This window comes from Rhizobium aethiopicum, from assembly GCF_900094625.1.
Classification (GTDB): Bacteria; Pseudomonadota; Alphaproteobacteria; order Rhizobiales; family Rhizobiaceae; genus Rhizobium; species Rhizobium aethiopicum.
In genome coordinates this window covers 325,115-351,205 of sequence record NZ_FMAJ01000006.1, presented here as the reverse complement: position 1 = coordinate 351,205, position 26,091 = coordinate 325,115, and the positions used below count along the sequence as shown (strand labels likewise).

The 26,091-nt window shown below is 58.8% G+C and carries 24 protein-coding genes; 11 read left to right on the top strand and 13 right to left on the bottom strand.

Annotated elements, in window-relative coordinates; translation table 11 throughout:
* Positions 1-8: 8 nt before the first annotated feature.
* Positions 9-1,166, bottom strand: a complete 1,158-nt coding sequence (locus GA0061105_RS15865; protein WP_092751456.1) for a Gfo/Idh/MocA family protein — start codon at positions 1,164-1,166, stop codon at positions 9-11.
* A 319-nt stretch (positions 1,167-1,485) separates the two neighbouring features.
* On the opposite strand from GA0061105_RS15865, the gene yghX reads away from it, so the two are divergent.
* On the top strand, positions 1,486-2,373 hold the full coding sequence (gene yghX, locus GA0061105_RS15860) for a YghX family hydrolase (RefSeq protein WP_092751369.1): 888 nt from the start codon (positions 1,486-1,488) through the stop codon (positions 2,371-2,373).
* 61 nt (positions 2,374-2,434) lie between these two features.
* Here yghX and GA0061105_RS15855 read toward each other — a convergent pair whose 3' ends face one another.
* Both GA0061105_RS15855 and GA0061105_RS15850 read right to left on the bottom strand, forming a co-directional pair.
* Positions 2,435-2,875 carry a DMT family transporter gene (locus GA0061105_RS15855; protein ID WP_064695706.1) on the bottom strand — a complete coding sequence of 147 codons (441 nt, stop codon included), beginning with the start codon at positions 2,873-2,875 and terminating at the stop codon, positions 2,435-2,437.
* Entirely contained in the window at positions 2,872-3,357 is a 486-nt protein-coding gene (locus GA0061105_RS15850) for a DMT family transporter (RefSeq protein ID WP_064695758.1), read from the bottom strand. Before GA0061105_RS15850 ends, GA0061105_RS15855 begins: the two co-directional genes overlap by 4 nt.
* A 118-nt stretch (positions 3,358-3,475) precedes the next feature.
* Here GA0061105_RS15850 and GA0061105_RS15845 point away from each other — a divergent pair, with 118 nt between their 5' ends.
* Both GA0061105_RS15845 and GA0061105_RS15835 read left to right on the top strand, forming a co-directional pair.
* Positions 3,476-4,288, top strand: a complete 813-nt coding sequence (locus tag GA0061105_RS15845) for a pirin family protein (RefSeq protein WP_092751454.1) — start codon at positions 3,476-3,478, stop codon at positions 4,286-4,288.
* 602 nt (positions 4,289-4,890) lie between these two features.
* Positions 4,891-5,115 carry a hypothetical protein gene (locus GA0061105_RS15835; RefSeq protein WP_064695708.1) on the top strand — a complete coding sequence of 75 codons (225 nt, stop codon included), beginning with the start codon at positions 4,891-4,893 and terminating at the stop codon, positions 5,113-5,115.
* Positions 5,116-5,587: 472 nt separating this feature from the next.
* On the opposite strand, the gene GA0061105_RS33910 is transcribed toward GA0061105_RS15835, so the two are convergent.
* The gene (locus tag GA0061105_RS33910) at positions 5,588-5,788 is read right to left on the bottom strand and encodes a hypothetical protein (RefSeq protein WP_064695709.1); all 201 of its coding nucleotides are present in this window, start codon (positions 5,786-5,788) and stop codon (positions 5,588-5,590) included.
* 608 nt (positions 5,789-6,396) lie between these two features.
* Here GA0061105_RS33910 and GA0061105_RS15825 point away from each other — a divergent pair.
* Positions 6,397-7,539 (top strand): helix-turn-helix domain-containing protein, encoded by a 1,143-nt coding sequence (locus tag GA0061105_RS15825; RefSeq protein WP_092751367.1) that lies wholly within the window; start codon positions 6,397-6,399, stop codon positions 7,537-7,539.
* Positions 7,540-7,850: 311 nt separating this feature from the next.
* On the opposite strand, the gene GA0061105_RS15820 is transcribed toward GA0061105_RS15825, so the two are convergent.
* Positions 7,851-8,183: a GYD domain-containing protein gene (locus GA0061105_RS15820; RefSeq protein WP_064695711.1), complete on the bottom strand. Its 333-nt coding sequence runs from the start codon at positions 8,181-8,183 to the stop codon at positions 7,851-7,853.
* A 721-nt stretch (positions 8,184-8,904) separates the two neighbouring features.
* Positions 8,905-9,930 (bottom strand): LacI family DNA-binding transcriptional regulator, encoded by a 1,026-nt coding sequence (locus GA0061105_RS15810; RefSeq protein WP_092751364.1) that lies wholly within the window; start codon positions 9,928-9,930, stop codon positions 8,905-8,907.
* A gap of 172 nt (positions 9,931-10,102) precedes the next feature.
* On the opposite strand from GA0061105_RS15810, the gene GA0061105_RS15805 reads away from it, so the two are divergent.
* From GA0061105_RS15805 to GA0061105_RS15780, 6 genes are all read left to right on the top strand, one after another.
* Positions 10,103-11,362, top strand: a complete 1,260-nt coding sequence (locus GA0061105_RS15805) for an ABC transporter substrate-binding protein (RefSeq protein ID WP_092751363.1) — start codon at positions 10,103-10,105, stop codon at positions 11,360-11,362.
* A 60-nt stretch (positions 11,363-11,422) separates the two neighbouring features.
* On the top strand, positions 11,423-12,304 hold the full coding sequence (locus tag GA0061105_RS15800) for a carbohydrate ABC transporter permease (RefSeq protein ID WP_092751361.1): 882 nt from the start codon (positions 11,423-11,425) through the stop codon (positions 12,302-12,304).
* On the top strand, positions 12,297-13,133 hold the full coding sequence (locus tag GA0061105_RS15795) for a carbohydrate ABC transporter permease (RefSeq protein WP_064695716.1): 837 nt from the start codon (positions 12,297-12,299) through the stop codon (positions 13,131-13,133). Before GA0061105_RS15800 ends, GA0061105_RS15795 begins: the two co-directional genes overlap by 8 nt.
* A 13-nt stretch (positions 13,134-13,146) precedes the next feature.
* A complete protein-coding gene (locus GA0061105_RS15790) occupies positions 13,147-14,289 on the top strand; it encodes an ABC transporter ATP-binding protein (RefSeq protein ID WP_092751359.1) in 1,143 nt (380 codons plus the stop codon).
* A gap of 55 nt (positions 14,290-14,344) precedes the next feature.
* A complete protein-coding gene (locus GA0061105_RS15785; RefSeq protein ID WP_092751357.1) occupies positions 14,345-15,706 on the top strand; it encodes a NosD domain-containing protein in 1,362 nt (453 codons plus the stop codon).
* A 99-nt stretch (positions 15,707-15,805) separates the two neighbouring features.
* On the top strand, positions 15,806-17,464 hold the full coding sequence (locus tag GA0061105_RS15780) for a glycoside hydrolase family protein (protein WP_092751355.1): 1,659 nt from the start codon (positions 15,806-15,808) through the stop codon (positions 17,462-17,464).
* Positions 17,465-17,598: 134 nt separating this feature from the next.
* Here the strand turns inward: GA0061105_RS15780 and GA0061105_RS15775 are convergent, their stop codons facing one another.
* Positions 17,599-18,006 (bottom strand): carboxymuconolactone decarboxylase family protein, encoded by a 408-nt coding sequence (locus tag GA0061105_RS15775; protein WP_092751353.1) that lies wholly within the window; start codon positions 18,004-18,006, stop codon positions 17,599-17,601.
* A gap of 292 nt (positions 18,007-18,298) precedes the next feature.
* On the opposite strand from GA0061105_RS15775, the gene GA0061105_RS15770 reads away from it, so the two are divergent.
* Positions 18,299-19,228 carry a TauD/TfdA dioxygenase family protein gene (locus GA0061105_RS15770; RefSeq protein ID WP_092751351.1) on the top strand — a complete coding sequence of 310 codons (930 nt, stop codon included), beginning with the start codon at positions 18,299-18,301 and terminating at the stop codon, positions 19,226-19,228.
* Positions 19,229-19,274: 46 nt separating this feature from the next.
* Here the strand turns inward: GA0061105_RS15770 and aspA are convergent, their stop codons facing one another.
* From aspA to GA0061105_RS15740, 6 genes are all read right to left on the bottom strand, one after another.
* On the bottom strand, positions 19,275-20,702 hold the full coding sequence (aspA, locus tag GA0061105_RS15765) for an aspartate ammonia-lyase (RefSeq protein ID WP_092751349.1): 1,428 nt from the start codon (positions 20,700-20,702) through the stop codon (positions 19,275-19,277).
* Positions 20,703-20,802: 100 nt separating this feature from the next.
* Positions 20,803-21,906: an asparaginase gene (locus tag GA0061105_RS15760; RefSeq protein WP_092751347.1), complete on the bottom strand. Its 1,104-nt coding sequence runs from the start codon at positions 21,904-21,906 to the stop codon at positions 20,803-20,805.
* Positions 21,907-21,972: 66 nt separating this feature from the next.
* Positions 21,973-23,442: an amino acid permease gene (locus GA0061105_RS15755; protein WP_092751345.1), complete on the bottom strand. Its 1,470-nt coding sequence runs from the start codon at positions 23,440-23,442 to the stop codon at positions 21,973-21,975.
* Positions 23,443-23,670: 228 nt separating this feature from the next.
* Complete coding sequence (locus tag GA0061105_RS15750; RefSeq protein WP_092751344.1) at positions 23,671-24,378, bottom strand: FadR/GntR family transcriptional regulator; 708 nt, start codon at positions 24,376-24,378, stop codon at positions 23,671-23,673.
* A 48-nt stretch (positions 24,379-24,426) separates the two neighbouring features.
* Positions 24,427-25,146, bottom strand: a complete 720-nt coding sequence (locus GA0061105_RS15745) for a FadR/GntR family transcriptional regulator (RefSeq protein WP_092751342.1) — start codon at positions 25,144-25,146, stop codon at positions 24,427-24,429.
* Positions 25,147-25,242: 96 nt separating this feature from the next.
* Positions 25,243-26,064 carry a bifunctional allantoicase/(S)-ureidoglycine aminohydrolase gene (locus tag GA0061105_RS15740; protein ID WP_092751340.1) on the bottom strand — a complete coding sequence of 274 codons (822 nt, stop codon included), beginning with the start codon at positions 26,062-26,064 and terminating at the stop codon, positions 25,243-25,245.
* Positions 26,065-26,091 lie beyond the last annotated feature (27 nt).

The following is a 26,091-nucleotide window of genomic DNA, read 5'->3' as shown; positions in this document are numbered from 1 at the left end:
CGCCTTCCTCAAGCCGCTCTGGCGTGAAGGGCCTCGTCGAAGCGGTCCCAGACGGGACGCAGGTCGACGACTGATTTCTTCATCCTTGCTTCGTCCATTGCCAGCGCCAGAATGCCGGCTTCCAGCGCATTCAGGGTGGAAACGGGAAGCTCGAGCCCGGTGCGCACGCTTTCGAGCAGATCGCTCGCCATCTGTTCGTCGGCGCCGTAATGCTGGGAGAGTTCGGTGGCGGCATATGTGTTCTCGACCACTTTTTGGCCGGTCAGCTGTTCGTGGACGTTGAGATAGCCGCGAACGAAATCGCCTTCGGCCATGCCGCGCGAACCCATGATGGCAAAACGGCGGAACTGGTCGGGTACGTTCAGATTGGTGTGGAAGTTCATGCCGACGCCATTGGCATATTCGACGATCGCCACCTGATAGTCGATGATGTCGGCATCGCTGTCGAAGACCTTGTCCGATCCCATCCAGCCGCTCGGCTTGCGATGGAAAAGCTCGAGATCGTTGATGCCCTCGCGCGCTGGATCGTTGGCCGGAGTAAAGCTCTTGCGGCCGCCGAAACTGGCGACGCGCTCGGGCCGCGCGCCGACGACGCCATTATAAAGGTCGAGATCGTGGCAGCATTTCTCCAGCATGAAGCTGCCCGAATAGCGCTCGTAGCGGCGCCAGTCGCGCATGAAGAAGGCGCCGTGATAGGGCTCGATATGTTCGGAAGCTTCGATCGACACGATCTGGCCGAGCTTGCCCTCGGCCTGGATGGCGCGCAGATCTTTATAAAGAGGAGAATAGCGCAGCACGAGGCCGACCATCAGCCGCTCATGGCCGAACTTCGCCATCAGATGCGCAAGCTCGATGCTCTCTGCGATGGTCGTGACGATCGGCTTTTCGCAGAAGACCTTGAGACCAGCCTGGAGCCCGAGCCGGATATGATCGAGATGCAGGTGATTGGGGGAGCCGATCATCAGCAGATCGAGCTTTTCGGAGGCGAGGAGCTCTTCCGGCGAACCATAGGCCTTGCCGACAGAAATTCCCTTTTCCGTCAATCCGGGAAGCCCGGCCGGTTCCGGATCCACATAGCCTACGATGTCGAAGCTGTCGTCGATCGCCTTGAAGACATAGCCGAGATAACCCAGCCGGAATCCGAGCCCGATGATTCCTACTTTCATGCCGATCATGTTCCCAATTAAGTAATTTATTTTCTTTAAGTTGGGACAAAAATCGAGAGGCGTCAATAGAAAACGGGCCGCAACACGCCAGTATGAAATTGATTTTCATAAGCCAGCGGGGAACGCCGATTGAGCGCTGCAACCGGAACTAGCACCCGATGCAAAGCCCGCACCCGCGAAGCAGGAACGCGAAGACGGACTTGATTCGCTGCCGACGGCAGTCGCGCAGGAAAGCTCACGCAAAACTCGCGAAATGTTGAAAATGGGGGCGAGCTTGGGTGTGTAGGATGGAGGAAACCCGAGGCAAGGAGGAGCAATCATGACCCGTATGACAGCCAAGGATTTCCCGCAGGAACTTCTCGAGCTTTACGATTATTATGCGCATGGGAAAATCACCAAGCGCGAGTTTCTCGACCGCGCCGCCAAATTTGCGGTCGGTGGCATCACGGCAGCCGCCATTCTTGCGTCGCTCAGCCCCGATTATGCGCTGGCCACCCAGGTCGAGTCCACCGATCCCGATATATCAGCCGAATACATCACCTATCCCTCTCCCAACGGAAACGGAGATGTCCGCGGCTATCTCGTGCGCCCCGCAAAGGCCGCCGGCAAGGTCGCGGGCGTGGTCGTCGTTCACGAGAATAGAGGCCTCAACCCCTATATCGAGGATGTGGCGCGGCGTGTGGCGAAGGCCGGTTTCATCGCTTTGGCGCCGGATGGCCTGACGTCGGTCGGCGGCTACCCCGGCAATGACGAAAAGGCGCGGGAGCTCCAGCAGAAGGTCGATCCGGCAAAGCTGATGAACGACTTCTTCGCGGCTGTCGAGTTCCTGATGAAGAGTGATCTCACCACCGGCAAGGTCGGCATCATCGGCTTCTGCTACGGCGGCGGCGTCGCCAACGCTGCGGCGGTCGCCTATCCCGAACTGGCCGCAGCCGTGTCGTTCTACGGCAGACAGCCGCGCGCCGAAGACGTGCCGAAGATCAAGGCGCCGTTGCTTCTCCAATATGCCGGGCTGGACAAGGGCGTCAACGAAGGCTGGCCAGCCTATGAAGCCGCGCTGAAATCGGCGGGAAAAACCTACGAGGCCTATATCTACCCCGACGTCAATCACGGCTTTCACAATGACACCACGCCGCGCTACGACCAGGCGGCAGCGAAGCTCGCCTGGCAGCGAACAGTCGACTGGTTTACGAAATATCTTGGCTGAAAATGCCGTGGCTTGAGGCGGCGGGGAGCCATCCCCGCCTGCTGGCAAATGTCGTGCCCGGCTATTGCGAACGGTCGACCTTACGCCGTCCACGACTGATCATCATGCCGCCGACGATGAGAACAATTCCGCTGGCGTTCGCCCAGAAAGACGCCGGGACTGCGCTGAGATAATCAAACGCCACCCCCGTTACCATCTGCCCGCCGATGATCAGGAGAGCCGAGTTGACCGCACCGATTCGCGCAATTGCCCAACTGCCGGCGGCCACAAAGATAACGCCGATGGGGCCGCCCAGATAGGCATACCAGGGCGCGTCGGCGGCGCCTTGAGGAAGCAGACCTCCGACGAAGAGGCCGAGGCAGGTGAGTGCGGCGAACCCTACGGCGTGATTCCAGAAGGATGCGGTCAGCGGCGTCGTGGAGATGCTCAGACGCCCATTGAGCTGACGGCTGAGGCCGACGAGCACGCCGCCAAGGCAGGCGAGGAGAACGAACACCGTCACGCCGCACCTCGCCCGAAGAGTATGATGAGCGCCGCGCCGGCGACGACCAGGCCGAGCGCAACGATGTCTCGCGTATCGGGACGCCGCTTTGGCAGGCCGAACAGTCCCCAACTATCGGCCGCGACGCTGAAGACAACCTGGCCGGCCAAACCCAGGGCCAAGGTGCCGGAGAGGCCGAGCGGCGAATTGACCGCAGTCGAGGTCAAAATGACTGTTGCCGCACCGGATATTCCGCCGAAATAGGCCCATAAGGGCGCCTTGGGGGTGTTGCCCCGCGTTGGCGTGTCTCGCCGGTGGATCACCAGGAGAAGAATGACGGCTGCGATGATGCCGGTACCGTGAGCGGCCCAAGAGGAGAACAGCGGATTGCCATAACGTGCCAGCTCGCCATTGAGGTGCACCATGAAAGTCAGGAGCCCACCCGTGGCAAAGGCGCCGGCAAAATAGATCGGATGCGGATTTCGTGCGGCGTCGATGGTCATTGGAGATCCCGTCGGCGAATCGATTGCGGCGGATGTTTTCGAATTGCCAGTAAGGCCATTCATCGGCATCTTCAGCAAGACGTGGTGTCGTCACAGCCTGGCAGGCATGGAGGACGCGATGCTGCTCAAAGGCGAACGAACATTCGTGGTGCGGGATGCTGGAGGTTTTGTCGCGCACGTCAATATGCCCGGATGGTTGAAGCCGAAACCGACCGATCACGGCCACGGCCCTCTCGCGATGGTCGTCGAATCCCTTCTCGATCCCGGCCGGCTGATCGCGATGCACGAGCACAGAAACGACGAGATCGTCTCCTGGGTGCCCGAAGGCGTGATGCGTCACGACGACAAGGCCACCGGCCGACTGCTGATCGACCGCGACCATCTGATGGTGATGAATGCCGGAACAGGCTTCTGGCACTCCGAGGAGACGCTCGCCTCCGATGCGCCGCTGCGCATGCTGCAGATCCTTGTTCGCCCTCGCACCGCCGGTCTCGAGCCGAAGATCCAATACGGCCTGATCCCTGCGGCCACGGCAAATTTCTGGCGACATCTGGTCGGCCCGGAAGGGGAGGGCGCGCGGTTTTATATCCGTAGCGCCGTCGACATCTTCGACATCCGGCTGGAGGCGGGCGCGCGGGCGGAATTCCCACGTAAACAAGGCAGAGATCTCTACTTCTATGTCTTCAGTGGCTCGATCGCCGTTGATGGCCGAAGTTTCATGGAAGGCGAGCAGGGACTGCACCTGTCGGATGACCGGCTCGACCTTGAGGCCCAGGATCCAGCCACGTTAATCGCGTTTCTCATCGATGCAGACGCGCCGGTCGCCAGGCAGGGGACCGTTGGCGACCACAGGAAGATACCGCCGGCCATCGTCGTTCGTGCCTTTCTGAAATGGAGGAAATTTCGCCGGATGTGGCGGCATTCTTCTTAGAGCTTTTCCGGGTCAGATTGAATCATTCTGTTGGCTCAAACAGGCCGGATGGTCGACCGGCCGGCGCGCGTCGTAGCCAAGCTCTACGGCCAAGCCGGCCGGTCGATCAGCCGGCCTGTTTCAGCCAACCCTCCCGCAGATTTGCCAGGCAAATCTGCAGGACTTCAGAAGCGCCGGACGCAATTGTCGCTTCGCCACGGCGAAGCGGTGCGGCCGGTGGGCCGGGCAGGTTTCCGCCAGGATCAAAGGCGGTCGGCTCGGACGTACCTGGGGGTATGCCCGTCGCCAATCGCCTTTGCCCTGACGAAAACCTGCTCCGGCAGAATGCTTCAATCTAACCCGGAAAAGCTCTAGCGGCACCGCTCAACGATTACCGCAAGTCGCTTCCGCTTTCGGCAGTTGTGCGGTAGCCTGTCGGTTCGTTCACACTCCAGCGAAGCTTTCGCTGCGAGCCCAGAGATGCCGAGGACGGGCGAGGTTACGACCGTCCAGAGTTTCAAAACAGTTTCCGTCAGCCGTGATACGGCTAAAAATGCGATGTGAACGGAACAAGCATGCCTGTAATTGGGTTTCGAACCTTAGCGTTTAAAAGGAGGAGCATTATGCCGACGGTTGCTGCGACGCCCATCACTCCGCCCGATCAGCACGTTGTCACCGCACGCGAAGCCATCGAGCCGCTTTATGAGAAGCTCGAACTTCAAACGGAATCGCTGGTTCTTTCTGCAGCGCTCGAAGCAGGATGGTCTCCGGACGAGGCAACGGAAGCGCTGGCGGCGCTCAGACTGCAGGACGCGCTGTCCATCCTCGACGAACGATCTGGCCAGTAAGCCCGAGAAGAGTGACGGCTCACATCGTGGCTCCATATCTGCTTATCTCCGCTTCTGGGTTCCCGCCAGCAGGTGGGATAGAAGCTCTCATGCGGCCCTTTATGCCACGCAAGTATCAAAATGCGGCGGCGCCTAAAGTCCATCGCCAGGAGACTGACAGTTGCTGCTCCGACCGACTTGCCGGGCAGCTCGCGGTGCTGATCACCGGCGCTGTTGTCAGCATGCAGGCCCGAACCCGACGAGGCGACGGGGTTGCTCCGCCATGCCGCTCACGCCCTGATCGCCGCTGGCCGCAGTTGACGAACGTGCCCCTCTGCAGCGCAATGCCGCGATTTCATGACACAGAAACAGCCTTACTCCATGCAGCCTTTTTCTAGAGCGATTCAGCTTTTCACAGAAGCGCCGAACCGCTCAAGCTTTTGTATTTACGCAATTCCGGCGGAAAGCCGCTTTCCACTTTCCCAAAATTGCTCTAGTTCGGTCGAAGCTTTTTGGTCGCAATCAGCATGACGAGATCTTCCGACGCGTCTGCGAGTGACAATGCCAATTCCGCAGCCGACCATCCCCGTTTCTGCAGACTCGCGAGCATTTCCACCATTGCGACTTCGACTTCCCGTCTGCAGCTCGAAATCGGCTTCAATTGGATAACGTTCTCATCACATGCGGTAGTCATCTTAGCCTCCGTTCTGCGATTGAAAGGGCAGCGTAAAGAAATTCGACGATGGGTGGATATGGTAGGGGGGTTGCGTACAGACCTCGAGCCATTACGCATCGACATGTACAGCCTCGGCTGCGCGCAACCCCTCGCGCGCCATTATTTGCCGATGTCGGCCTCAGGAGCGTCTCGCATCAGTCTGCACGACGGGCGGTAGGATTTTCCTGACTCACCCTCGGATTGTTTTCTGCTGAAAGCCGTTTCTTGCGCAAGGCGCGCACGACTGCTTCTCCGATAGTTCACAACCTATCCTCCCGTGTTTGTATCTTTTGTTTTGAACAAGTGTCGTTTTACGTTGTCGGCGCTTCGACACTACATTGCACCGGCATTAAGTGTTGGAATCTCTGTCTTTTTTTGGAATTAACCATTGCTTATTTAGATACATGAACGGGACGCGCTTGTCGTTATCGCCGCATCCAGAAAATTATCGGTCCGTCCATTTCTGCTCGCAGAGGAATATGATAAGTAGCTTATGCACGTAGAGCTTTAGCCGATTTGGCTGTCGGATGGCTGTTGTTTGCTTCGGTTTCAACAGCCCGGCTCGGCTAATGCGCTGGAGGAATTGAATGGTTACGGAGTCTGGAGATGACCCCGCTGCGGGACGGGAGTGGCCGGCGCACCTGGAGCGGCGGCGCTGGCCGCGCGAACCGTCCCCCCAGAAAGAACACCGGGTGGACGCTCCATCGGCGCTGGTGCCCTTGCGATTTTCGACGCACGACCTGCCACCCAAAGAACAGTTCCAGTCCTGGCGATCGCATATGGCGCCGCTTGTGGATGTTCATCTGCCGGACGGCAAATCGGAGGACGACGGTTTTCTTGCCGAACAGACCGGCTGGCACCTCGGCGATATCCTCGTCGTTCAGCAGCGCGCGCAGGCATGCAGCTATATTCGCGACCAGGCGATGCTGCGATCGAGCCCAATCGATCATTGGAATGTCGGCGTACTGCGCAGCGGCCGGGCGTGGACCGAGGCCGATCGGCATGTAACGGAGACCGGCCCGGGTGAGATTTTTTTCAGGTCTCTTGGTTATCCGTACCGCGGGCGGATGACCGATTCAGTCGCTGTGCTCGTCTTCCTGCCCTATGAACTGTTGGCCCGCGATGCGCCTCTTCTGCAGCACGCCAACAACATCGCTCTCGCCGGCAGCTTGGCTGAATTGCTCGTCAGCTATATCAACGGCCTGGAAGCGAATCTGAGCAATCTGACGGTGGAGGAAGTGCCGCGGATCATACGGACGATCGGCGAGATGGTCGTTGCATGCGCTGCATCGTCCGCAAGCTGGGATCGCGGTCAGGAACAGCCCCATATGGGGCTGATGGAGCGGGCCCATCGCTATATCCGCCTCAATCTTCATTCAGATAGCTTGACGCCTGACGTCATGTGCCGTGAGCTGGGCATCTCGCGGACGCGGCTCTACCAATTGTTCGAAACAAGTGGGGGCGTCTTCAATTACATTCGCAAACGTCGATTGCTGCAGGCCTATGCGGATCTTACTAACCCGACCGACACCAGGCCGATCTCGGAGATTGCCGAGGCCGCCGGCTTCGACGTTGCAGCCAATTTCACCCGCGCGTTCAGCCACGAATTCGGGCTCAGCCCGCGTGAAGTCCGAAAGACCATAGCAACTGAGCGCCCGGCCATCCCTGCGACACGATCCATGCGACGGGGTGGGGCAACGATCGGCAATTGGCTGACGCTTGCACGTTGATTTGGCCAAAAGTACTTTTTCTCCGTACTTTCAAATAATTATGCAGCAGCGGCAACACGCGCCTTAAAGTTCCATAAAGTTCCATAAGATAGATTACGCCACACGATTCCACCACCACCCCCCACCGTTCAGTGAGTGTAGCCAGATAATTTTGGAGTTCGGTCACGCACTCTTGGACTGTGCACCCACACTTTTGGATTTACGAACTCTCCTGCCCGAATGCCTAACCTCTCCGCCTGTCACGCGATGCGGGAACGAACCGGCAGCGGATCAAACATCCGCTGCCGAAGGTAATTCAACGAATGGGCTGCTTATTTTGCCGGGGCTTTGTAGGCAGATGCGATTTTGCCCGCCTTTTCTTGGGCGGCCTTGAATTCCGCACCCGTGTACGCTCGCACGGTTTTGATATTCGATACTGCTCCCGATGCGCCGACGACAAGAAGCGCGGGGATCAGGTCAACACCGTCGGGGAATTCTGCGATTACCATCCAGTCGGTTTCGCCGGTCGTGACGTAAAAAGAATGCTGTTTCCCGCCTGCTGCTTCCATGATGGCACGGGCCGCCGCTTCCCGGTCCGATGGATCGGCGATCATTCCCTTCGCTGCCGCGGCTGAATAGCACCCTGTGATTATGAACAGTGGCATAGGACATCCTCCTCATCAATCGGGCAGATCGGGTGATCTGCCGCATATTCAGTATCTCACATGCAGGCGTTCACCGCGATTAGGTAAACCGGAGTAAACCCCGGTGTAGGGCGCCCTGTCGTGCAAGAAGCCCCATGCCGCCCTCTCCTCCGTCGAACCTCGAAGCCGACGACAAGGATGTGGGCGAAACTACCGACGGTCGGGCGCGCCAGCTTCTCGTCCGGTGGCGCCATGCGGATAACCCTTGCGCTCCTAGTCCGCTGCTCCGCCCGTTCGATCGCCGCGATGGCAAGCTCGGTGCCAACAAACCTCTGCGGTCGCTCCAATGCGATCCTGCCCCGATGCTAATATCAAGAACACATATTCCTTTCTCCGGCGGCTTCGAAGAAAGCGTCGCGTCAAACGTCATCAGAGCAAATGCGGGCGCGCCCTGCGCCCCTGAGCCGAATGCCACTTCCCCGGCACCATTACATCGTTCCCGGCCCGCTTTCTCATCGAGCTGAGCGCTGTGATGGCGACCATTCTACTCCTGAAATTCAGTCGAATATTGTGGGTGAAGGCTGTCGCTCGATCCAGGATTATGCGTCTCAGCAGCCAAAATCGTCCTTCGAGATCTCTGATTTCCATAGCTAAAACGGGATTATCTGGCGGAGCTTATTCAGCTGTGGCAACGCTCAACCAGACGTGGTCATTCGAGGCAGGCAGCAGAGATTCTCGACGCCTAATGAGGGCGAAAGGCGGCAGAGCTACGTTCAACCAGCTTGCAAGAGACAACCCGACCGCCCGGATAAATCTTCTCGCCTGCGATCAAATCGTTCAGCCACTTCGCACCCTCTCGACCGAGATCGTAGTATGGTAACGCCGCAGTCGTCAGCTCTGGCTTCAGCGCCATAGTGACTGTTCGAAAATCGTCAAAGCCGACGATGCTGACGTCTTGTGGAATCCGCAACCCCAGTGCCATAGCGGCAATGTAGATTTGAATTGCCATTTCGTCGTTGCCGCTCATGATCGCGGTCGGGCGGTCGTCTTGTTTGAGCATTTCGGTCGCTGCAGCAAAGACGTAGTTGTTTTCTGCCCCAACAGGCCCATCCATGCCAAGGCTGATAGAGAGATCGTTCTCTGTGAGACCGAATTCGCTTGTCGTTCGGCGAAATGCCTCCAGGCGCAGTTCGGCTCCCAACAGGATCGGATTGAGCCGGATGTAACCGATTCTGCGATGACCCCGTTCAAGGAGGTACTGGGTAAGATCTCGCGCCCCTTGATAATCATCGGGCTCGATAGACGGCAGGAGCTCCCTTGTTTGCGGCCGACAATTTATCATCACGGTCGGAATGCTGACATCGCCCGTCTCCGGATCCACAATGCGGCGGTACATGGTTACATACAAGACTCCATCAATGCGATGGGACTGGAACATTTTCCAGATTTCCACCTCTCGCTCGGAAGAACCACCGGTGTTGGCTATCAGGATGGTTTTCCCATTCGCATTGGCCCAATCCTGAATTCCGCGGACAATATCGACCGAATAAGGCGTCGTGGAAACATAATCGGTGATAATCCCAAAGGTATTGGAGCGGCTGGATCGTATGAGGCGCGCCGCCATATTCGGGATATAGCCGAGGTCCCGAATAGCCTTTTCCACCCTCTCCCGGGTTTGCTCGGTCACGTAGGGCTCGCCGTTGATAACGCGAGAGACTGTTTTATTCGAAACCCCGGCCGCTTTCGCGACGCTGACGATGCTCACCATTTCCGTCAATTCTCCTGATGCGGGTCTGTTGTAATCCACACGCATGACAACGTCGACATATTTTTCTGACAACGTCGACAATCGCAATTGACAACGTCGTCATAGCGCGCCTATGGTCCTGACAATGGAGCAGCCTGAGGCAAGTGCTTCCGGCGGAACAAGGGAGGAACTCATGAAAAAACTGCTTGGCGCCAGCGCGCTCGCGCTCGTTTGCATTACGGCCTCCGCCAAGGCCGAAACCATCAATATCCTTGTGGAAGGCGGCGGCGAAATGCTGCAGAAGGCAGCCGCAGAGAAGTTCACCGCCGAGACCGGCATCAAGGTGGACTTCACCGTCGTTCCCTATCAAGGCGTCTTCGACAAGTTTTCAGCCGAAATCGCCTCCGGTTCGTCGGCGTTCGATGTGGTAACGATCGACGTCGTGTGGAATGCGAAATTCGCAAGCCATGTCGAAGACCTCGCGCCGCTCTTCACCGATGCAGTTCGCAAGGACCTGCCGCCTGCCTTGCTCGCCGACGCGAAGATCGGTGACAAACTGATCGGCATGCCTGCTTGGGCCAATGCCGAAATTGTTTTTTATCGCAAGGACCTCTTCGACAAGCCTGAGGAACAGAAATCGTTCCAGGAAAAATATGGTTATCCCCTCGCGCCGCCGAAGACTTGGCAGCAATGGCGCGACATCGTAACATTCTTCACCCGAGACACAGATGGTGACGGCAAGACCGACTTTTGGGGCACCGACACCATCGGCAGCTTCTCCGAAGAATGGATGGCGCATGTGCTTCAGGCGGGCTCGCCAGGTGTGATCCTCGACAAGGAGGGGAAGGTGATCATCGACAACGAAGCGCATAGGAAGGCGCTCGAATTCTACGTCGCGCCGCACTGCATCGATCATTCCGTGCCCGAAAACGTGAACGAGATCGGCTGGGGCGAAGCTCAGAACCTGTTCTATCAAGGCAAGACAGCGATGATGAAATTCTGGGCGCACGCCTACAAGATGACGCCCGCCGATTCCAAGGTCAGCGGAAAGGTTGGCGTCGCCCCAATGCTGGCCGGCGATGCAGGAGTCGGCGCAATTCCGGGTCCTTGGTACAATGTCGTTCCGTCGACCTCCCAGCACAAGGACGCGGCCAAGAAGTTCATAGCCTTCGCGATCGCCAACAATGCCCTGGGCATCGAAGCGCCGCTTGGGTTAGCTGCGACGAACTCGGCCTATAGCGGCTATGCCAGCAAGCCCGGTTATGAGCATTTCACGCCGCTGCTTGAGACGTTGAGTGCTCCTGCGACGCAAGGCCGTCCGCTGAACGAAAAATATCAGGAAATTGTCGACGAAGCGGTTCTTCCAGCCGTGCAGCAGGCCCTGACGTGCAAAGCGGATGTCGGCAAGGTGCTGGCGGACGCCAAGGAAACGATCGAAGACATCCTCGACTAATCCCTCGTCCGCGAGGAGGGCGGGTGGTCCTCCTCGCATCATCAGCTTTCGGAGAGCGCCATGTCGGGTGAAGACCGATTCGTGCTGTGCATGCTTGCGCCAGCCCTCGCCATCCTTGGCTTGCTGGTCGCATACCCGGTAGGGCTTCTGGTGTTCGATTCCTTTTTCAAGGTCGACACCATTACTCCCCATATACGAGAGTGGATCGGGCTCAAGAACTATATCGATGCGCTAACCTCGAAGCGCGTCGCGGAAAGCGCATTCAGAACAATTCAGTACTCGATCTTTGCGCTGTTCTTCGAATTTACCTTCGGTTTCTGCGCGGCTCTGCTGTTCACGGCGCTCCCCGGTCGGTCGCGCTGGCACCGCACGATCTTCACGCTGCCATTGATGGTGCCGCCCATTGTCGCCGGCCTCTTGTGGCGCTTTCTCCTGGTCGGGAACATCGGCATCTTGAATTACGGGCTCGTCCATCTGGGCGTCATCAGCGACCCCGATGCGATTGCCTGGTTGTCCGACGAAGATATCGTAATCTATTCCGTCTCTTTCGCCGATATCTGGCTGACGACATCCTTTGTCGCCCTGGTCTCCTATGCCGGATTGACAAACATTCCCAAAGACCTGCTCGAGGCGGCGCGGATCGACGGCGCGAATGCGTTCAAACGCTTCTGGCATGTCACGCTGCCGCTGATGCGCCCGGTGATCGCCGTTGTCGTCATCGTGCGTGGGGTGGATGCGGCCAAGACCTTCGACCTCATCTGGATCCAGACGCAAGGTGGCCCCAACCACGCTTCTGAAGTGTTTTCGATGAACATCTATCAGCGCATGGTGCGCTTCGGCGATCTTGGCGAGGCGTCGGCCTCCGGCACGCTGTTTCTGATCGTCATGATGCTTCTGGCCGCCGCTGCCTATTGGAAGATATGGAGGCCGGTCCATGCTTAGTGCGCGCCGCTTCAATCTCAACGGCATCGTGATTAATGCCGCCGCGCTCGTCCTCGTCCTGTCCTATGCGCTGCCCTACGTTTATCTGCTCATGACGTCGATCAAGCCGGCAGCGGATGTCCAGCAAATTCCGCCGAGCTTCTTTCCCGTCGTGACCTCTTTCCAGAATTTTCGCGAAGTCCTGCAATCATCGACCCTGCCGCGGGCCTTCGCAAGCTCGCTGACGGTGGCGGTACTGACAACCATCCTTTCCCTCGCTGTGGCGGTTCCGGCCGCTTATGTCGCGACCCACTACCGGCGCCGGATCACCACCCTGTTCCTGCTTTTCGCGCTGGTCACGCGCATGGTACCCTCGGTGTCGCTCGGCGTGCCATTGTTCCAGCTTCTGAAGTCGCTCGGTTTGTTGGATACCGTTCCCGGTCTGGTGCTCGCCCACACATCAGCCGCGGTACCTCTTGCGCTTCTTCTCATGGCAGCCTTCTTTGAAGGCGTTCCGAAGGATCTGGAAGAGGCGGCGCGCATGGACGGCTGCACCCGTTTCCAGGCTTTTCTGAAGGTCATTCTTCCGATCATGACGGGCGGAATCGCCGTCACCGCGCTCTTTACCTTCATCACGAGTTGGAACGAGTTCCTCTACGCACTGCTGCTGACGTCAGAGGCGACCAAAACGGCACCGATCGTCATTGCTGAATACAACTCCGTCTATGGGCTCGCCTGGGGAGCGATGACGGCGGCGGCCGTGCTCTATTCACTGCCCGTCATCATCGTAACGCTCGCACTTCAAAAGCAGATCGTCGGCGGCCTGACTTTCGGCGCTGTAAAAGGATGAGGGAGGCTAAGATATGGCCGGTATAGAACTACGCAACGTCAACAAGATCTACGGCAACAGCTTTCATGCGCTACACGACCTGAATTTCAACATCAGGGATGGTGAGTTCATGGTATTTGTCGGTCCCTCGGGATGTGGGAAATCGACGGCGCTTCGGATGATCGCCGGCCTTGAGAGCGTTTCGAGCGGCGAACTCAGGATCGGGGACAGGGTCGTCAACAATGTCGATCCCAAGGATCGCGACATCGCGATGGTCTTTCAATCTTACGCGCTGTACCCGCACAAGACCGTGCGCGAAAACATCGCCTTTCCACTGCTGATGGCGGGGTTGCCAAAATCCGACATTGCCAGGCGGGTGGATGAGGCCGCGCGCATCCTCGAACTGGAGGCTCTGCTCGACCGCAAACCGGCGCTGCTCTCCGGTGGCCAGCGGCAGCGCGTCGCCATGGGGCGGGCGATCGTCCGCCAGCCGTCCGCCTTCCTGATGGATGAACCGCTATCTAATCTCGATGCAAAACTGCGTGTGCAGATGCGCGCCGAGATTGCCAGCCTCCAGAGAAAACTAAACGTCACCACCATCTACGTCACTCACGATCAGGTCGAGGCAATGACGATGGGGGACCGTGTCGCTGTCATGAAGGGCGGTGTGCTGCAGCAAGTCGACACACCGCAAAACCTGTACAGCCGCCCTGACAACGTCTTTGTTGCGGCTTTTATCGGATCGCCCTCGATGAACTTGTACGAGGCCGTTCTGAATGGAAGGACGGTGACCCTGGGCAGCAACAGTTTCGAAATTCCTGAAAGGGTTTTCGAATGCCGTCCCTCGCTGAACGGTGCGTCTAACCGTCAAATTCTCCTCGGTATCCGGCCCGAGCACATGAACGACGCTGCAATCCGGCCTTCTCCCGCCGAGATATCGGCCCCGGTCATTCTTGTTGAGGCGCTAGGTTCTGAATCCATGGTGCATCTGAATATCGATGCACCTTGGGTCGATGCGGGCGACCCGGACGCCATCGCCGATATCGGCGACGAAAAAGCTGCTGTAGCCCGTTTTTCCCCAAAGAGCACGGTTCGAGCAGGTGACATCGCGCGCATAGCTGTCGATGCCGAGGAACTTCACTTCTTTGACCCGGGCACCCGCACCAGCATCTGGTGATGGCACAGCCAAAAGAACACAAGATCAACCCTCGCTGTCCGAGGAGAAATAACAAATGCTCAGCGAAAATTGTTATGACGTCACGAGGTATCCATCAGGCAATCCTCGCGAGGATATTGGCGCCGTCATCAATAACATCATTGCGGATATTAAAAACAGGCAAGCGGCTGTCGATGCAAATGACGGCGGAAAACCTGGATCGGTTATCTATATACCGCCAGGCGATTATCGTCTTGTCACTCAGGTCGTTATAGACGTGAGCTATCTAAAAATCGTTGGCTCTGGGCATGGTTTTACGTCGTCGAGCATCCGTTTCAACACACCCGCAAGCGAGTTGGCCCACTGGCACGAGGTGTGGCCGGGCGGAAGTCGTATACTTGTGGACACTTCTCCAGAGGCCGCAGACGGTGAGGCTGCTGGTGCCGCGTTTTATGTCAAGCGCGGCGGAAATCCTCGTATAAGCTCTGTGGAATTTGCTGACTTTTGCATCGATGGCCTGCACTTCATTGATGATGGTTCGGGGCCAAACGACGCAGAAAACACATACAGGAATGGCAAAACGGGAATCTACGTCGGCAGCGCCAATGACTCATTCCGAATAACCGGAATGGGCCTTATCTACTTGGAGCATGGAGTTACTGTTCATGATGCAGATGCGCTCGCGATAGATAACAATTTCATCGCAGAGTGCGGCAACTGTATCGAACTGAAAGGTATGGGGCAGGCCTCAAGAATTGCAAATAATTTTGTCGGCGCCGGATATAGAGGACACTCAATTTACGCTGAGAATTATGCCGGCATTCTGGTTTCCTCGAACAACGTATTTCCTCGAGGAGCGAGCAGTGTCTATTTCTCCGGCGTGGTGCGTTCCTCGGTCACGGGAAATAGGTTCCATTCCTTCTATCCCGGAATGTTGGTTTTTGCTGCTAACTGCTGCGAGAATTTGGTCTCCTCAAATCACTTTCTGCGAGATCGCGAGCCATGGGCGCCGATGCAGAATTACGACAATGGCTTGGATGATCTGTTTGGGCTATTGCAGATTGACGGCAGCAACAATTCGCTGATCGCGAACCATATTTCGGAAACCATAGACACTCAATATATCAGGCCCCCCGCAGCAAAACCCGTCATAATCAATGTAGTTTCCGGCAGTGGAAACTACATAGCCAACAACCACATTGTGGCCACCACCGGAATACCTCAAAATGACCGGAGCGATGCGCCAAACAGTGCCTGTTTTTCCACACAGGTGAGCGCTTTGCTTTCAATCGGGAATTCGACATTGCTCGACGTAACGACAGTGCTGGTGCAAAGGAACTCCGTCGGGAATACGGTCCTGGACTGCGGAAACGTCGAACAAGTGGTGATGGACCGAATGGTAAATGCATTCAGGGGCACCCCGGTTCCTGGGCAATAGAAGGCTTTTTCCGCCGTCATGGGACCGAAATTCCTCCTCCCGGGTATAATTTGAGCCAGTCTTCGGACCGGCCGTTCTTCACTCAGATTGCGTCTCCAAATGGCTAAAGCGACTGTCTCTTTTGCTTCGGGCGAGCGTCTGGAATTCTGGGCAACCGGCCCTGGGGCCGTCACCATTTCACGAGGTGGTGAGACCCTCTGGCATGTACCCGCTTTCGAAGCTCATCCATCATACTATTCCTATCACCACCGCGAGGCCGGCAGCGTTGTCGTTGAATGGGACCGGCCGGAAGCATTCCTTTGGGCCTACTCCTACAATCCGGCAACCGTTGCGGAGGCCGGCATAAAGCTATGGGAATTCGACACGGTTGAAATTCTAATTCGCGCAGGAAAGGAAATTGGCACATGGCTGCGAAGCGATCCTCAGCGGCCGCGAATTCATTTTTCTCCTTGTCGCAACTGGATGAACGATCCCGTGGGTCTCTGCAGGATCGGCGACTGCTGGCACCTGTTTTATCAATTCCATCCATGCGGCGGCGACTGGGGGCCAATGCACTGGGGACATGCTACCAGCCCTGACCTGTTCACCTGGACACACATGCCGGTTTTCCTCCATCCGGAGCAGAACCTCTGGCGTCTCGGTGCAACCGGAGGCGCATTCTCCGGCAACGCATTTCAGGACAGGGATGGCAGCCTGATGTTCTTCTATACGGAACGCCTGCCCGCCTATGACCTTTTCAAAGGCTATCGAGAAATACAGAAGATCGCCCGGCCTGACCGGCGGATGATCAAGGCGGAAAGCATCTCGACCGTGCTCGAGCAGCGCCCCGAAGGAATTGAGCACGATTTCCGCGATCCAAAGGTGTGGTGGGATGAAGCCTCCGGCGCTTATCGCATGGTGCTCGGCGCTTCTATTCACGGCGACCCGGCAGTCTTGCTTTACGGTTCGGAGGATCTGCTTGAGTGGGAATACCTGGGACCGCTGTACCGGGCACCGCCCTTCTTCCGCGAGCAGGGCGCCAGGGCAGTTGAATGCCCTGACTTTTTTCCGATCCAAGGCAAATGGGTGCTGATCATGGGACTTGTCGGACACTGTGATCCTGACAGCGGGCGACACAACCTGCTCTATGGGCTCGTCGGAAGTTTCGTCGATGATCGCTTCATTCCGGACTCCGACGCGCTGCAACTCCTCGATTTCGGCAGCGACTTTTATGCGATGCAGAGCTTCGCGACGGGTGGCAGGCAGATTGCCTTCGCGTGGCTCTTCAATTGGGAGTTCCGCAAGCCTGCCGGATCGCCGTATTCCGGCGAGTTGTCCTTACCCCGCCAGCTATCGCTGGATGCGCGCAACAGGATCTGTATGAGACCCGCTGACGAAGTGGAGGAGGCCCTCACTCGTACGCCTCTGTCTTCCGCAGAGCCCGGCAGATATGTTCTGGACGAAGCGTCCGTCGATATCCGACTGAACGGGATACTCGACGGAACAAGGATCACCGCGACCGAAGCCGGACGATTGTCATTTTCCATCCTGGTGGAAGATCAAAGCATCTCCGTGCAGCTGCCACAAGACGACGGATCGATCCGTTACTCCGCGGCCATTGCCGATGCGACGGATCTGAGAGTCATCCACGACAAGGGAATCTTAGAGATTTTTGCTGACGGAGGAGCCGTCTGCGGCACACGGCGCAACTATCTCAACGTCAGACCGGACAATCTTGTTATTCTATCAAAGGCACATCTGAGCGTTTTAGGGGAGTAATCGCATCGTGCTGAAGTCGCTCTAACAGGTAGCCGCGAAGTTAAGCAAAGTTGGATATGACACTCCCCGCATTTGATGATGCGGGAGACTGCGGACGGGACTGGTCGCATGTGCTTGATCCGAGACGTCGTTTCCTATCGCACCTCGAATTCCGGATCTGTGGGAACCTGCATGGCGAGAGCAAGATGATTTGTCTGCGCGGCAAGCCCGATGATCGTTAGCAGTTCGCCATGTTGGGCATCGGTCATGCCGCGCGCCCGGGCGGCTGCAGTGTGGGATTGAATGCAGTACTGGCAGGCATTGGCCGTCGACACGGCGATGTAGATCATCTCCCGCGTCAACGGATCGATGGCGCCGTCGACCATCATCACCGACTTGAGCGTATCCCATACCCGCTTGAGATTTGCGGGATCGTTTGCGAGAGCACGCCAGAAATTGTTGATGAACTCGGTCTTGCGTGTCGCCCTGATGTCATCGAACACGGCTTTCACGGCTGGAATGGCTGCGGCCTCTTCATCCGACAGGAGTTTGACTGTTGCCATCGAAAGTTCCTTTCCGGGCGCCGATCTGGCCTCATGATTTTGCGGCGATTCCGCGCTGACCGCGGAACATACGAAGAAATGACAATGGCCGCCAGCCTCTCTCCCGGCGATGAAATTGAAGACGGCTGTTTCAGGAACGTAGACAAAATTAGAAATTATTGTCTACAGATTTTATAGGTTATACGGTTCCATAGCCCTGTCGACTTTCAGCGATGAGATTTCGAACGCTCGATGAATCCTTCTTCGGGCGCAGTGACCTGCCGACCTCGTCCAATTTCAACAGGAGATTTCCATGAGCAATCCGGTTCTCGTCAATCTGATCATTCCCGAGTCCGATGTCGTCCCGCTGACCGGCCGTGTCGGAGCCGAAATCAAGGGTATCCGCCTTGGCGGAGATCTTTCGGATGCAACGGTGGCGGCCATCAACCAGCTTCTGCTGAAACACAAGGTCATCTTCTTCCGCGATCAGGAACATCTTGACGATTCCGAACAGGAGGCCTTCGCACGCCGCCTCGGCGATCTCGTGCCGCATCCGACTCAGGGTCCGGTCGCCGGCACAGCTTCCATCCTCAATCTCGATTCCAGCCGCGGCGGCGGCAGAGCCGACCAGTGGCACACCGACGTCACCTTCGTCGATGCCTATCCTAAATTCTCCGTCCTTCGCGGCGTCGTCATTCCGGCGGCCGGCGGTGACACGATCTGGGCCAATACCCATGCCGCATATGAAAGCCTGCCGGCGCCGCTCAAACTGCTGGCTGACAATTTGTGGGCCATTCACAGCAACGCCTATGACTATGCCGCCGTGCGCCCTCGCGCCACCGCCGAAGAGAAGAAGTTTTTCGAGGAAGTTTTCACCTCGACCATCTACGAGACCGAGCATCCGGTCGTGCGTGTCCATCCGGAAACCGGCGAAAGAACGCTGCTGCTCGGCAACTTCGTTCAGCGCCTTGTCGGCCTGTCGAAGAGCGACTCCGTAAAACTCTACGAGGTGTTCCAGTCCTACGTCACCGCCCCGGAAAATACCGTGCGCTGGCGCTGGAGAGCCGGGGATGTCGCGATCTGGGACAATCGCGCCACCCAGCATTATGCCGTCAACGATTATGGCGACCAGCACCGCGTCGTGCGCCGCGCCACGGTTGACGGCGATGTTCCCGTCAGCATCGACGGCCGGCGCAGCGTAACCCACGTCAAGGCTGCCAAGCCGCAAGCAAAGGCGGCGTGATCAGCTCCAGAGAGTGTCGCCCGGAAGCAACGTGAGCCGCACGCCTTTACGAGAAGGAAAGCTTCTCGCTCGGCCGGGTCAGGGTTTCCGGGCGCAGGATCGCATCGAGATGCTCCTTCTGCATCAGGCCGCGTTCGAGAAGGATTTCATAGACGCCCCGTCCCGAATGATGCGCTTCCAGCGCAACCTCCGTAGCGTTGCGGTAGCCGATATAGGGATTCAACGCCGTCACGATGCCGATCGATTGCTCGACGGTCTGCCGCAGCCGCTCGCGGTTAGCGGTGATGCCTTGAATGCAATTCGCTTCGAGCGTCAGGCAGGCATTGGTCAGGTGGCTCAGGCTGCGATAGAGGCTGTAGAAGATCACCGGCTCGAATGCATTCAACTGAAGCTGTCCCGCCTCGGCGGCCATGGTGATCGTCACGTCATTGCCGATCACTTCGAAGGCGACCTGGTTGACGACCTCAGGGATGACCGGGTTGACCTTGCCCGGCATGATCGAGGAGCCGGCCTGCCGCGCCGGCAGGTTGATCTCGTTCAGCCCGGCGCGCGGTCCCGATGACAGCAGCCGCAGGTCGTTACAGGTTTTGGACAGCTTGACCGCCACGCGCTTGAGCACGCCCGAAAGCTGCACGAAGGATCCGCAATCCTGCGTCGCCTCGACCAGATCCGGCGAGGTCACCAGATCGACGCCGACGATCTCAGACAAGCGCTCGCGCACCAGTGCGGCATATTGCGGATGGGCGGTGATGCCGGTGCCAATGGCCGTGGCGCCGAGGTTGATCTCGCGGATCAGCGAGACGGCTTCGGTAAGGCGCGCCTCGTCCTCCGCGAGCATTAGCGCATAGGTTCCGAATTCCTGTCCCAGCGTCATCGGCACGGCGTCCTGCAACTGGGTGCGGCCCATCTTAAGGACGTCGGCAAACTCGATCGCCTTGGCCTCGAATGCCCGGCGCAGGACCGCCATGGCGTCGACGAGACGGTGAACGCCGATCCAGGCGGCAAGCTTCAGCGCCGTCGGATAGACGTCGTTGGTGGATTGCGAGAGATTGACATGCTCGTTCGGATGCAGGTGCTGATAATCGCCTCGCCCGTATCCGAGGATTTCAAGCGCCCGGTTCGCAATCACCTCGTTGGCGTTCATGTTGGTCGAGGTGCCGGCACCACCCTGGATCAGATCGACGACGAAGTGATCGTGCAGCGCACCGTCGCGGATCTCGACACAGGCCGCGATGATGGCGTCGGCGCGTGCCCGGTCGAGAAGGCCGAGGCTTGCATTGGCCTGAGCCGCCGCTTGCTTGATCGCAGCGAGCGACGCGATCAGGTCCGCCGATTCCCGCAGCGTCTGACCGGTGATGGGGAAATTTTCGACCGCACGCAGCGTGTGCACACCGTAATAGGCCGAGGCCGGCACGTAGCGATCGCCGATCAGGTCATGCTCGACGCGGATTTTCGCAATATCGGAGATAGTCATGGCTGAACTTTCGAGAAGCGGCGCTGCGGACCTGAACTGCGGCGGCAGGCCGGAAAAGATGATCGGTTCAGACGCGGCAGAATTGCCGCGTCGTCAAGCGTCATTGTACCAAAGCTGCAGGACGGGAATACTCCCCCTCCGGCTCGGATCCGCGCAGCTGGAACGGAAAGGACAAGCCGCCGGTCGAGACACCCATGGTGTTCACGCGCTTGGGATGATGGAACGCTGCAAGCTCTCCGCGGAGTTCCGGCGAACCGATGCCGAGCCGCTCGAGGATTTCCGTCACAACCGCGTAGAGGATTTCGATGTTGCCGTCCTCGATCTTGACCGAAATGCCGAGCGCCCCATCCGCTCCCAATCGCCTGGTGTCATGCGAGGCGCGCACACCAATTGCATAGCTGGCATCGGCGCCGAGCTTGCCGATCAGCGCGCCGTTGAACACGCGCATCAGCACCGTGCAGTAACGCCCCTCACCCGCGACCAGTTCGGGGTGGCGGGCCATCGCCTGGAAAATGCGAGCGAGCGCTGCGCCACGCGGCGACGACTCTTCACGCCCTTCGACTCCATCTGCTGCCGAAGCAAGCTTGGCATAGATGCGCGCCAATCGATCCAATGGAAAGGCGGGCGTTGGCAGATTGCATCCGTCGACCCCCCATTCCACGTCCCGCGGATCAAGATCGCACAGTTCGGCGACTGTACGCTTCACGATCAACTGCATCGGATGATCCGGCAGGTGATAGCCTTCCACACCCGCTCCGATGGCTTGGGCGCCGGCAATCATTCCGACGTGCTTTCCCGAACAGTTGCTGCAGACCGCCGTCGGCGCATAATCCTGCTTGATCCAGGCGCGGTTCACCGTCTCCGATAGGGAAGGATGGCCGCCGCAACGAAGATCGGCCTCTTCGGCCTTGATTTTCGACAGCATGGCCCGCGTCCGCGCGATATGGCGCTCTTCGCTGCTGTGGGAAGCGCACATCAGCGCAAGATCCGCCTCATCGAATGAGTAACGAGCAAGACCACTCGCCTCCAGGATGGCGAGCGCCTGAGCCGGCTTGGCCGCAGACCGGGCAAGCGTCTGGCGCATCGGGTTTCCCAGCGCGTAAAGCAGCCTGCCTTCTGCATCGACGACCGCCGCATGGACGCGGTGACGGTTCTCGACGATTCCGCCACGATCGGTGACGACGTAATCCTCACTCGGGATCATTTCTCTCTCCATTGATGCGCCCCGGCGGCTTTCGGCCCGCCGGGGCAAGCCCTGCTGTCGCGCGGGTCAGGCCAGATCGAAATCGCGATCATCGCCTTGTTCGGCCGCGATCATGTGGATGCGCTCCCGCATCAGAAGCCAGCCGACGACCAGCGCCGGAATGATCAGCAGCAGAGACGCGACCGTGTAGGTGCCGACAGGATAATCGAGGGCCATCAGGATGACGACGACCACCAGGAAGCCGAGCGTCAGTACGCCGGTATAGGGAGCGCCGAACATCCGGAATTCCGGCCGCGCCAGCTTGCCCTGACGTGACAGGTGCCACAGCTTGAGCTGGCACAGGACGATGACGCCCCACGCCGCAATGATGCCGAGCGCGGCGACATTCAAGCCGATCTCGAAGGCTGCTGCCGGAACGACGGCGTTCAGCACGACGCCGAAGGCGGTCACGACAGCCGTCACCGCAATGCCGCCATAGGGCACGCCTGAGCTGTTCATCTTCGCCAGCGCTGCCGGCGCGGAACCCGAAATCGCCATGGAATGCAGGATGCGGCCGGTCGAATAAAGGCCTGCATTGAGGGACGACAGGACGGCGGTCAGCACGACGAGGTTCATGACGACGTCGGCGCCTTCAACGCCGATCTTGCCGAAGAAGGTCACGAACGGGCTTTCGCCGCCCTTATAGGAGGTATAGGGCAGCAGCAGCGATAGCAGCAGAACCGAGCCGACATAGAAGACCACCAGGCGCAGCACGACCGTCCGGATCGCGCGGGGCATGACCTTGCGGGCATTTTCGGTTTCGCCTGCGGCGGTGCCGATCAGCTCGATCGAGGCATAGGCGAAAACCACGCCCTGTATCACGACCAGCGCCGGCAAGATCCCGCTCGGAAACATACCGCCGAAGTCGGTGATCGTATTCAGCCCCGGAACATGGCCGTCGATCGGTGTGCCGGTGACGACGAAGTATATGCCGACGATCAGGAAGACGACGAGAGCGAGAACCTTGACGAGGCTGAACCAGAATTCCAGTTCGCCGAAGACCTTCACCGACAGGAGGTTCATGGCGAGAACGAGGACCAGCGCCGTCAGTGCGAATACCCACTGATCGATCATGGCGATCCATGGAATGTATGCCTTGAAGAAATTCATGTAGAGAGCCACTGCGGTGACATCGGCGACGGCTGTCATCGCCCAGGTCAGCCAGTACAGCCAGCCCACCGCGAAGGCGAGCTTTTCGCCGTAAAATTCGCGGGCATAGGAGACGAAGGAACCCGAGGTCGGGCGATGCACGATCAGTTCGCCGAGAGCTCTCAGCACGAGGAATGCGAAAAAGCCGCACAGGGCATAGACCAACACGAGCGCCGGGCCGGCGGCGGCAAGCCGTCCGCCCGCGCCAAGAAACAGCCCGGTGCCGATGGCGCCGCCGATGGCGATCATCTGGATCTGACGCGGCTTCAGCGCCTTTTTGTAGCCGAGATCCTCCTCGGCGAAAATTTGGCCATCGGCCTCGGTTCTGGTGGATTCCATGACTGTCATATCTCCTCCCTATCCTGGGTTCGGCAGCCTCCCCGGCCGCCCCTCCGCGCAGTAGATCAACAAGGTGTTAATCTGCTATGCGGTCTGACAGGTTTGTGGAATAGCTGAGGATCCGCGCCACGGTCAAGGGTATTTCGTTCGATAGTGTGCATATATGAACGCCGGTTCGCCGATCAGGCAGCTGCCGATGCCAGGACACATGGTGTTGGAGGAAGCGTTCGCGGCTGCTTAACGCACTTTGGCGCCGAGGATGCGATTGACCGCCGTCTCGACCTTTCGGAGATGAACCTCCATCGCGGCCCGGGCTTCGATCTCCGAGCCTGCACGGATCGCTTCGACAATCGCGCGATGCTCGTCGTTCGACTCCTGACGCCGCGGCCCCAAGACCGTCAGCAGCCCGGATTGCTGCGCCATCGCCTCGCGAACCTCGTCGACGATATCGCGGAAGACGGCGTTCTTCGATGCCTCCGCGATGAGCCCATGAAACTCCGAATCCAGCCGCACCCAGGCCTCGGTATTTTCCTCCTGCTCCATCTTATCGCAAAGCCTCAGCAACCGGGACAGTTCGTCATCGCTTCGACGCAGCGCTGCCCAGCCGGCGGCGGACACCTCGACGTAGGGCCGCGCTTCCATCAGATCCCGCGCCGAATAATCGCCGTAACTGATATCGCCGCCGCCGCCCCCGGCGAGCACATATGTTCCGCTCCCGGTCCGCGTCTCCGTCAGCCCCAGAATCTGCAGCGAGCGCAGCGCTTCCCGCACGATCGGACGGCTCACCCCATATTTTCCTGCCAGCTTGGCTTCCGACGGAAGCTTCGAACCGACAGTAAACCGGCCGGAAAGGATGAGGCTGCGCAATTCCTCAAACACAAGTTCCGAGGCGCTTTTGCGACTGAGGGTCGCGGGATCGGACAGCCAGTTTTCTAGATCGTTCATCGCTCGCATTCGATCGGCCGCGCGGGATATCCGGGCGCAAATTTGGAATCATGCCTTCTCGGCAGCTCGTCCGCCATCGGCAATCCCGATGATGGACCGCTCGACTTCCAGCAGGTGCTCCGTCATGGCTACGCGCGCACCCTGCTCGCTGCCCGCGGCAACTGCCTCGAGAATTCGGCGATGCTCGGCGTTCGACGCTTTGCGCCGGCCGCGAACGTGCTCGACGAGTTCGGATTGCGTCGAAAGCGCGCTGCGAACATCGGCGACGACTTTCCGGAAGATCGCATTGCCTGATGCCTCCGCGATTTCCCCGTGAAAGGCGGCATCCATCCGCACCCATTCCCGGACATCCTCTTCGTCGTCCATCCGATCGCACAAGGATGTCAGTTGGGTCAGCTGCTCGTCCGAGCGCCGCAACGCCGCCCAACCGGCAGCCGGAACCTCAATGCAGGGGCGCGCCTCCATCAGATCGCGGGCGGAATAGGCGCCGCCGCCGAGTTGCCGCGCAGGGCTTTCCGAAACGACGAAGGTGCCACGGCCGGTCCTGGTCTGCGTAAACCCTAGTGTCTGCAGCGAACGCAGCGCTTCACGCACGATAGCCCGGCTGATGCCGTAGCGTTCCGCGAGCTGCACTTCCGAAGGAAGACGGATCCCGAGCGCCAGTTTCCGATCGACAATGGCCGTGCGGATATCCTCGAAGACCGCTTCGGCAGCGCTTCTTCGGCCTATCTCTTTCTTCTCCGACAGCCATGAATCCATATCCCGCATCGAAGGACGATGCGGGCAATCCAGAGAGCTGTCAAGCAACCGAACAGGCTGATCCGAAGCGTGCCGCGCGCGTGCAACGCGCGTCGCGAAAAGCGACTACCAGAGCTTCATATGACGGTTGACGTCCTTGTAGAGCAGGTAGCGGAACCGGCCGGGGCCGCCGGCGTAGCAGGCCTGCGGGCAGAAGGCGCGCAGCCACATGAAGTCTCCGGCCTCGACCTCAACCCAATCCTGGTTCAGGCGATAGACCGCCTTGCCCTCCAGCACATAGAGACCATGCTCCATGACATGTGTTTCCATGAAGGGGATCACCGCGCCGGGCTCCAGCGTCACGATATTGACGTGCATGTCGTAGCGCACATCGGCCGGATCGATGAAGCGGGTCGTGCCCCAGCGGCCGTCGGTGTCGGGCATGGCGCGGATCGGATGCTCGTCCTCATGTGTGACGATCGCCGGCGGCGGCTCCAGTCCCTCGACTTCCTGAAACGCCTTTCGGACCCAGTGGAAGATGGCAGCAGCCGAACCATCGTTTTTGAGGCGCCAGGCCGAACCCGCCGGAATGTAAACAAAGGAACCGGCGCGCAGCGCATGGCTGACACCCTCGAGCTCAACCGTCATGCCGCCTTCGACTACGAACAGCACCGCTTCCGCCCGCTTGTCCGGCTCCGGCCGGTCGCTTCCGCCGCCCGGCTGAACCTCCATCACATATTGCGAGAAAGTCTCGGAGAAGCCGGAAAGCGGACGGGAGAGAACCCAGGCCCGCGTGCCCGTCCAATGCGGAAGGAGGCTCGTGACAATATCGCTCATGACGCCGCGGGGGATGACCGCATATGCCGTGGTAAAAACGGCCCGGCCTGAAAGCAACTGGCTCTGCGGCGGCAATCCGCCGAGCGTCGAGAAATAATCAGTCTTGTTCATGGGCGCGGCTTTCCAAGCATTTGTCTC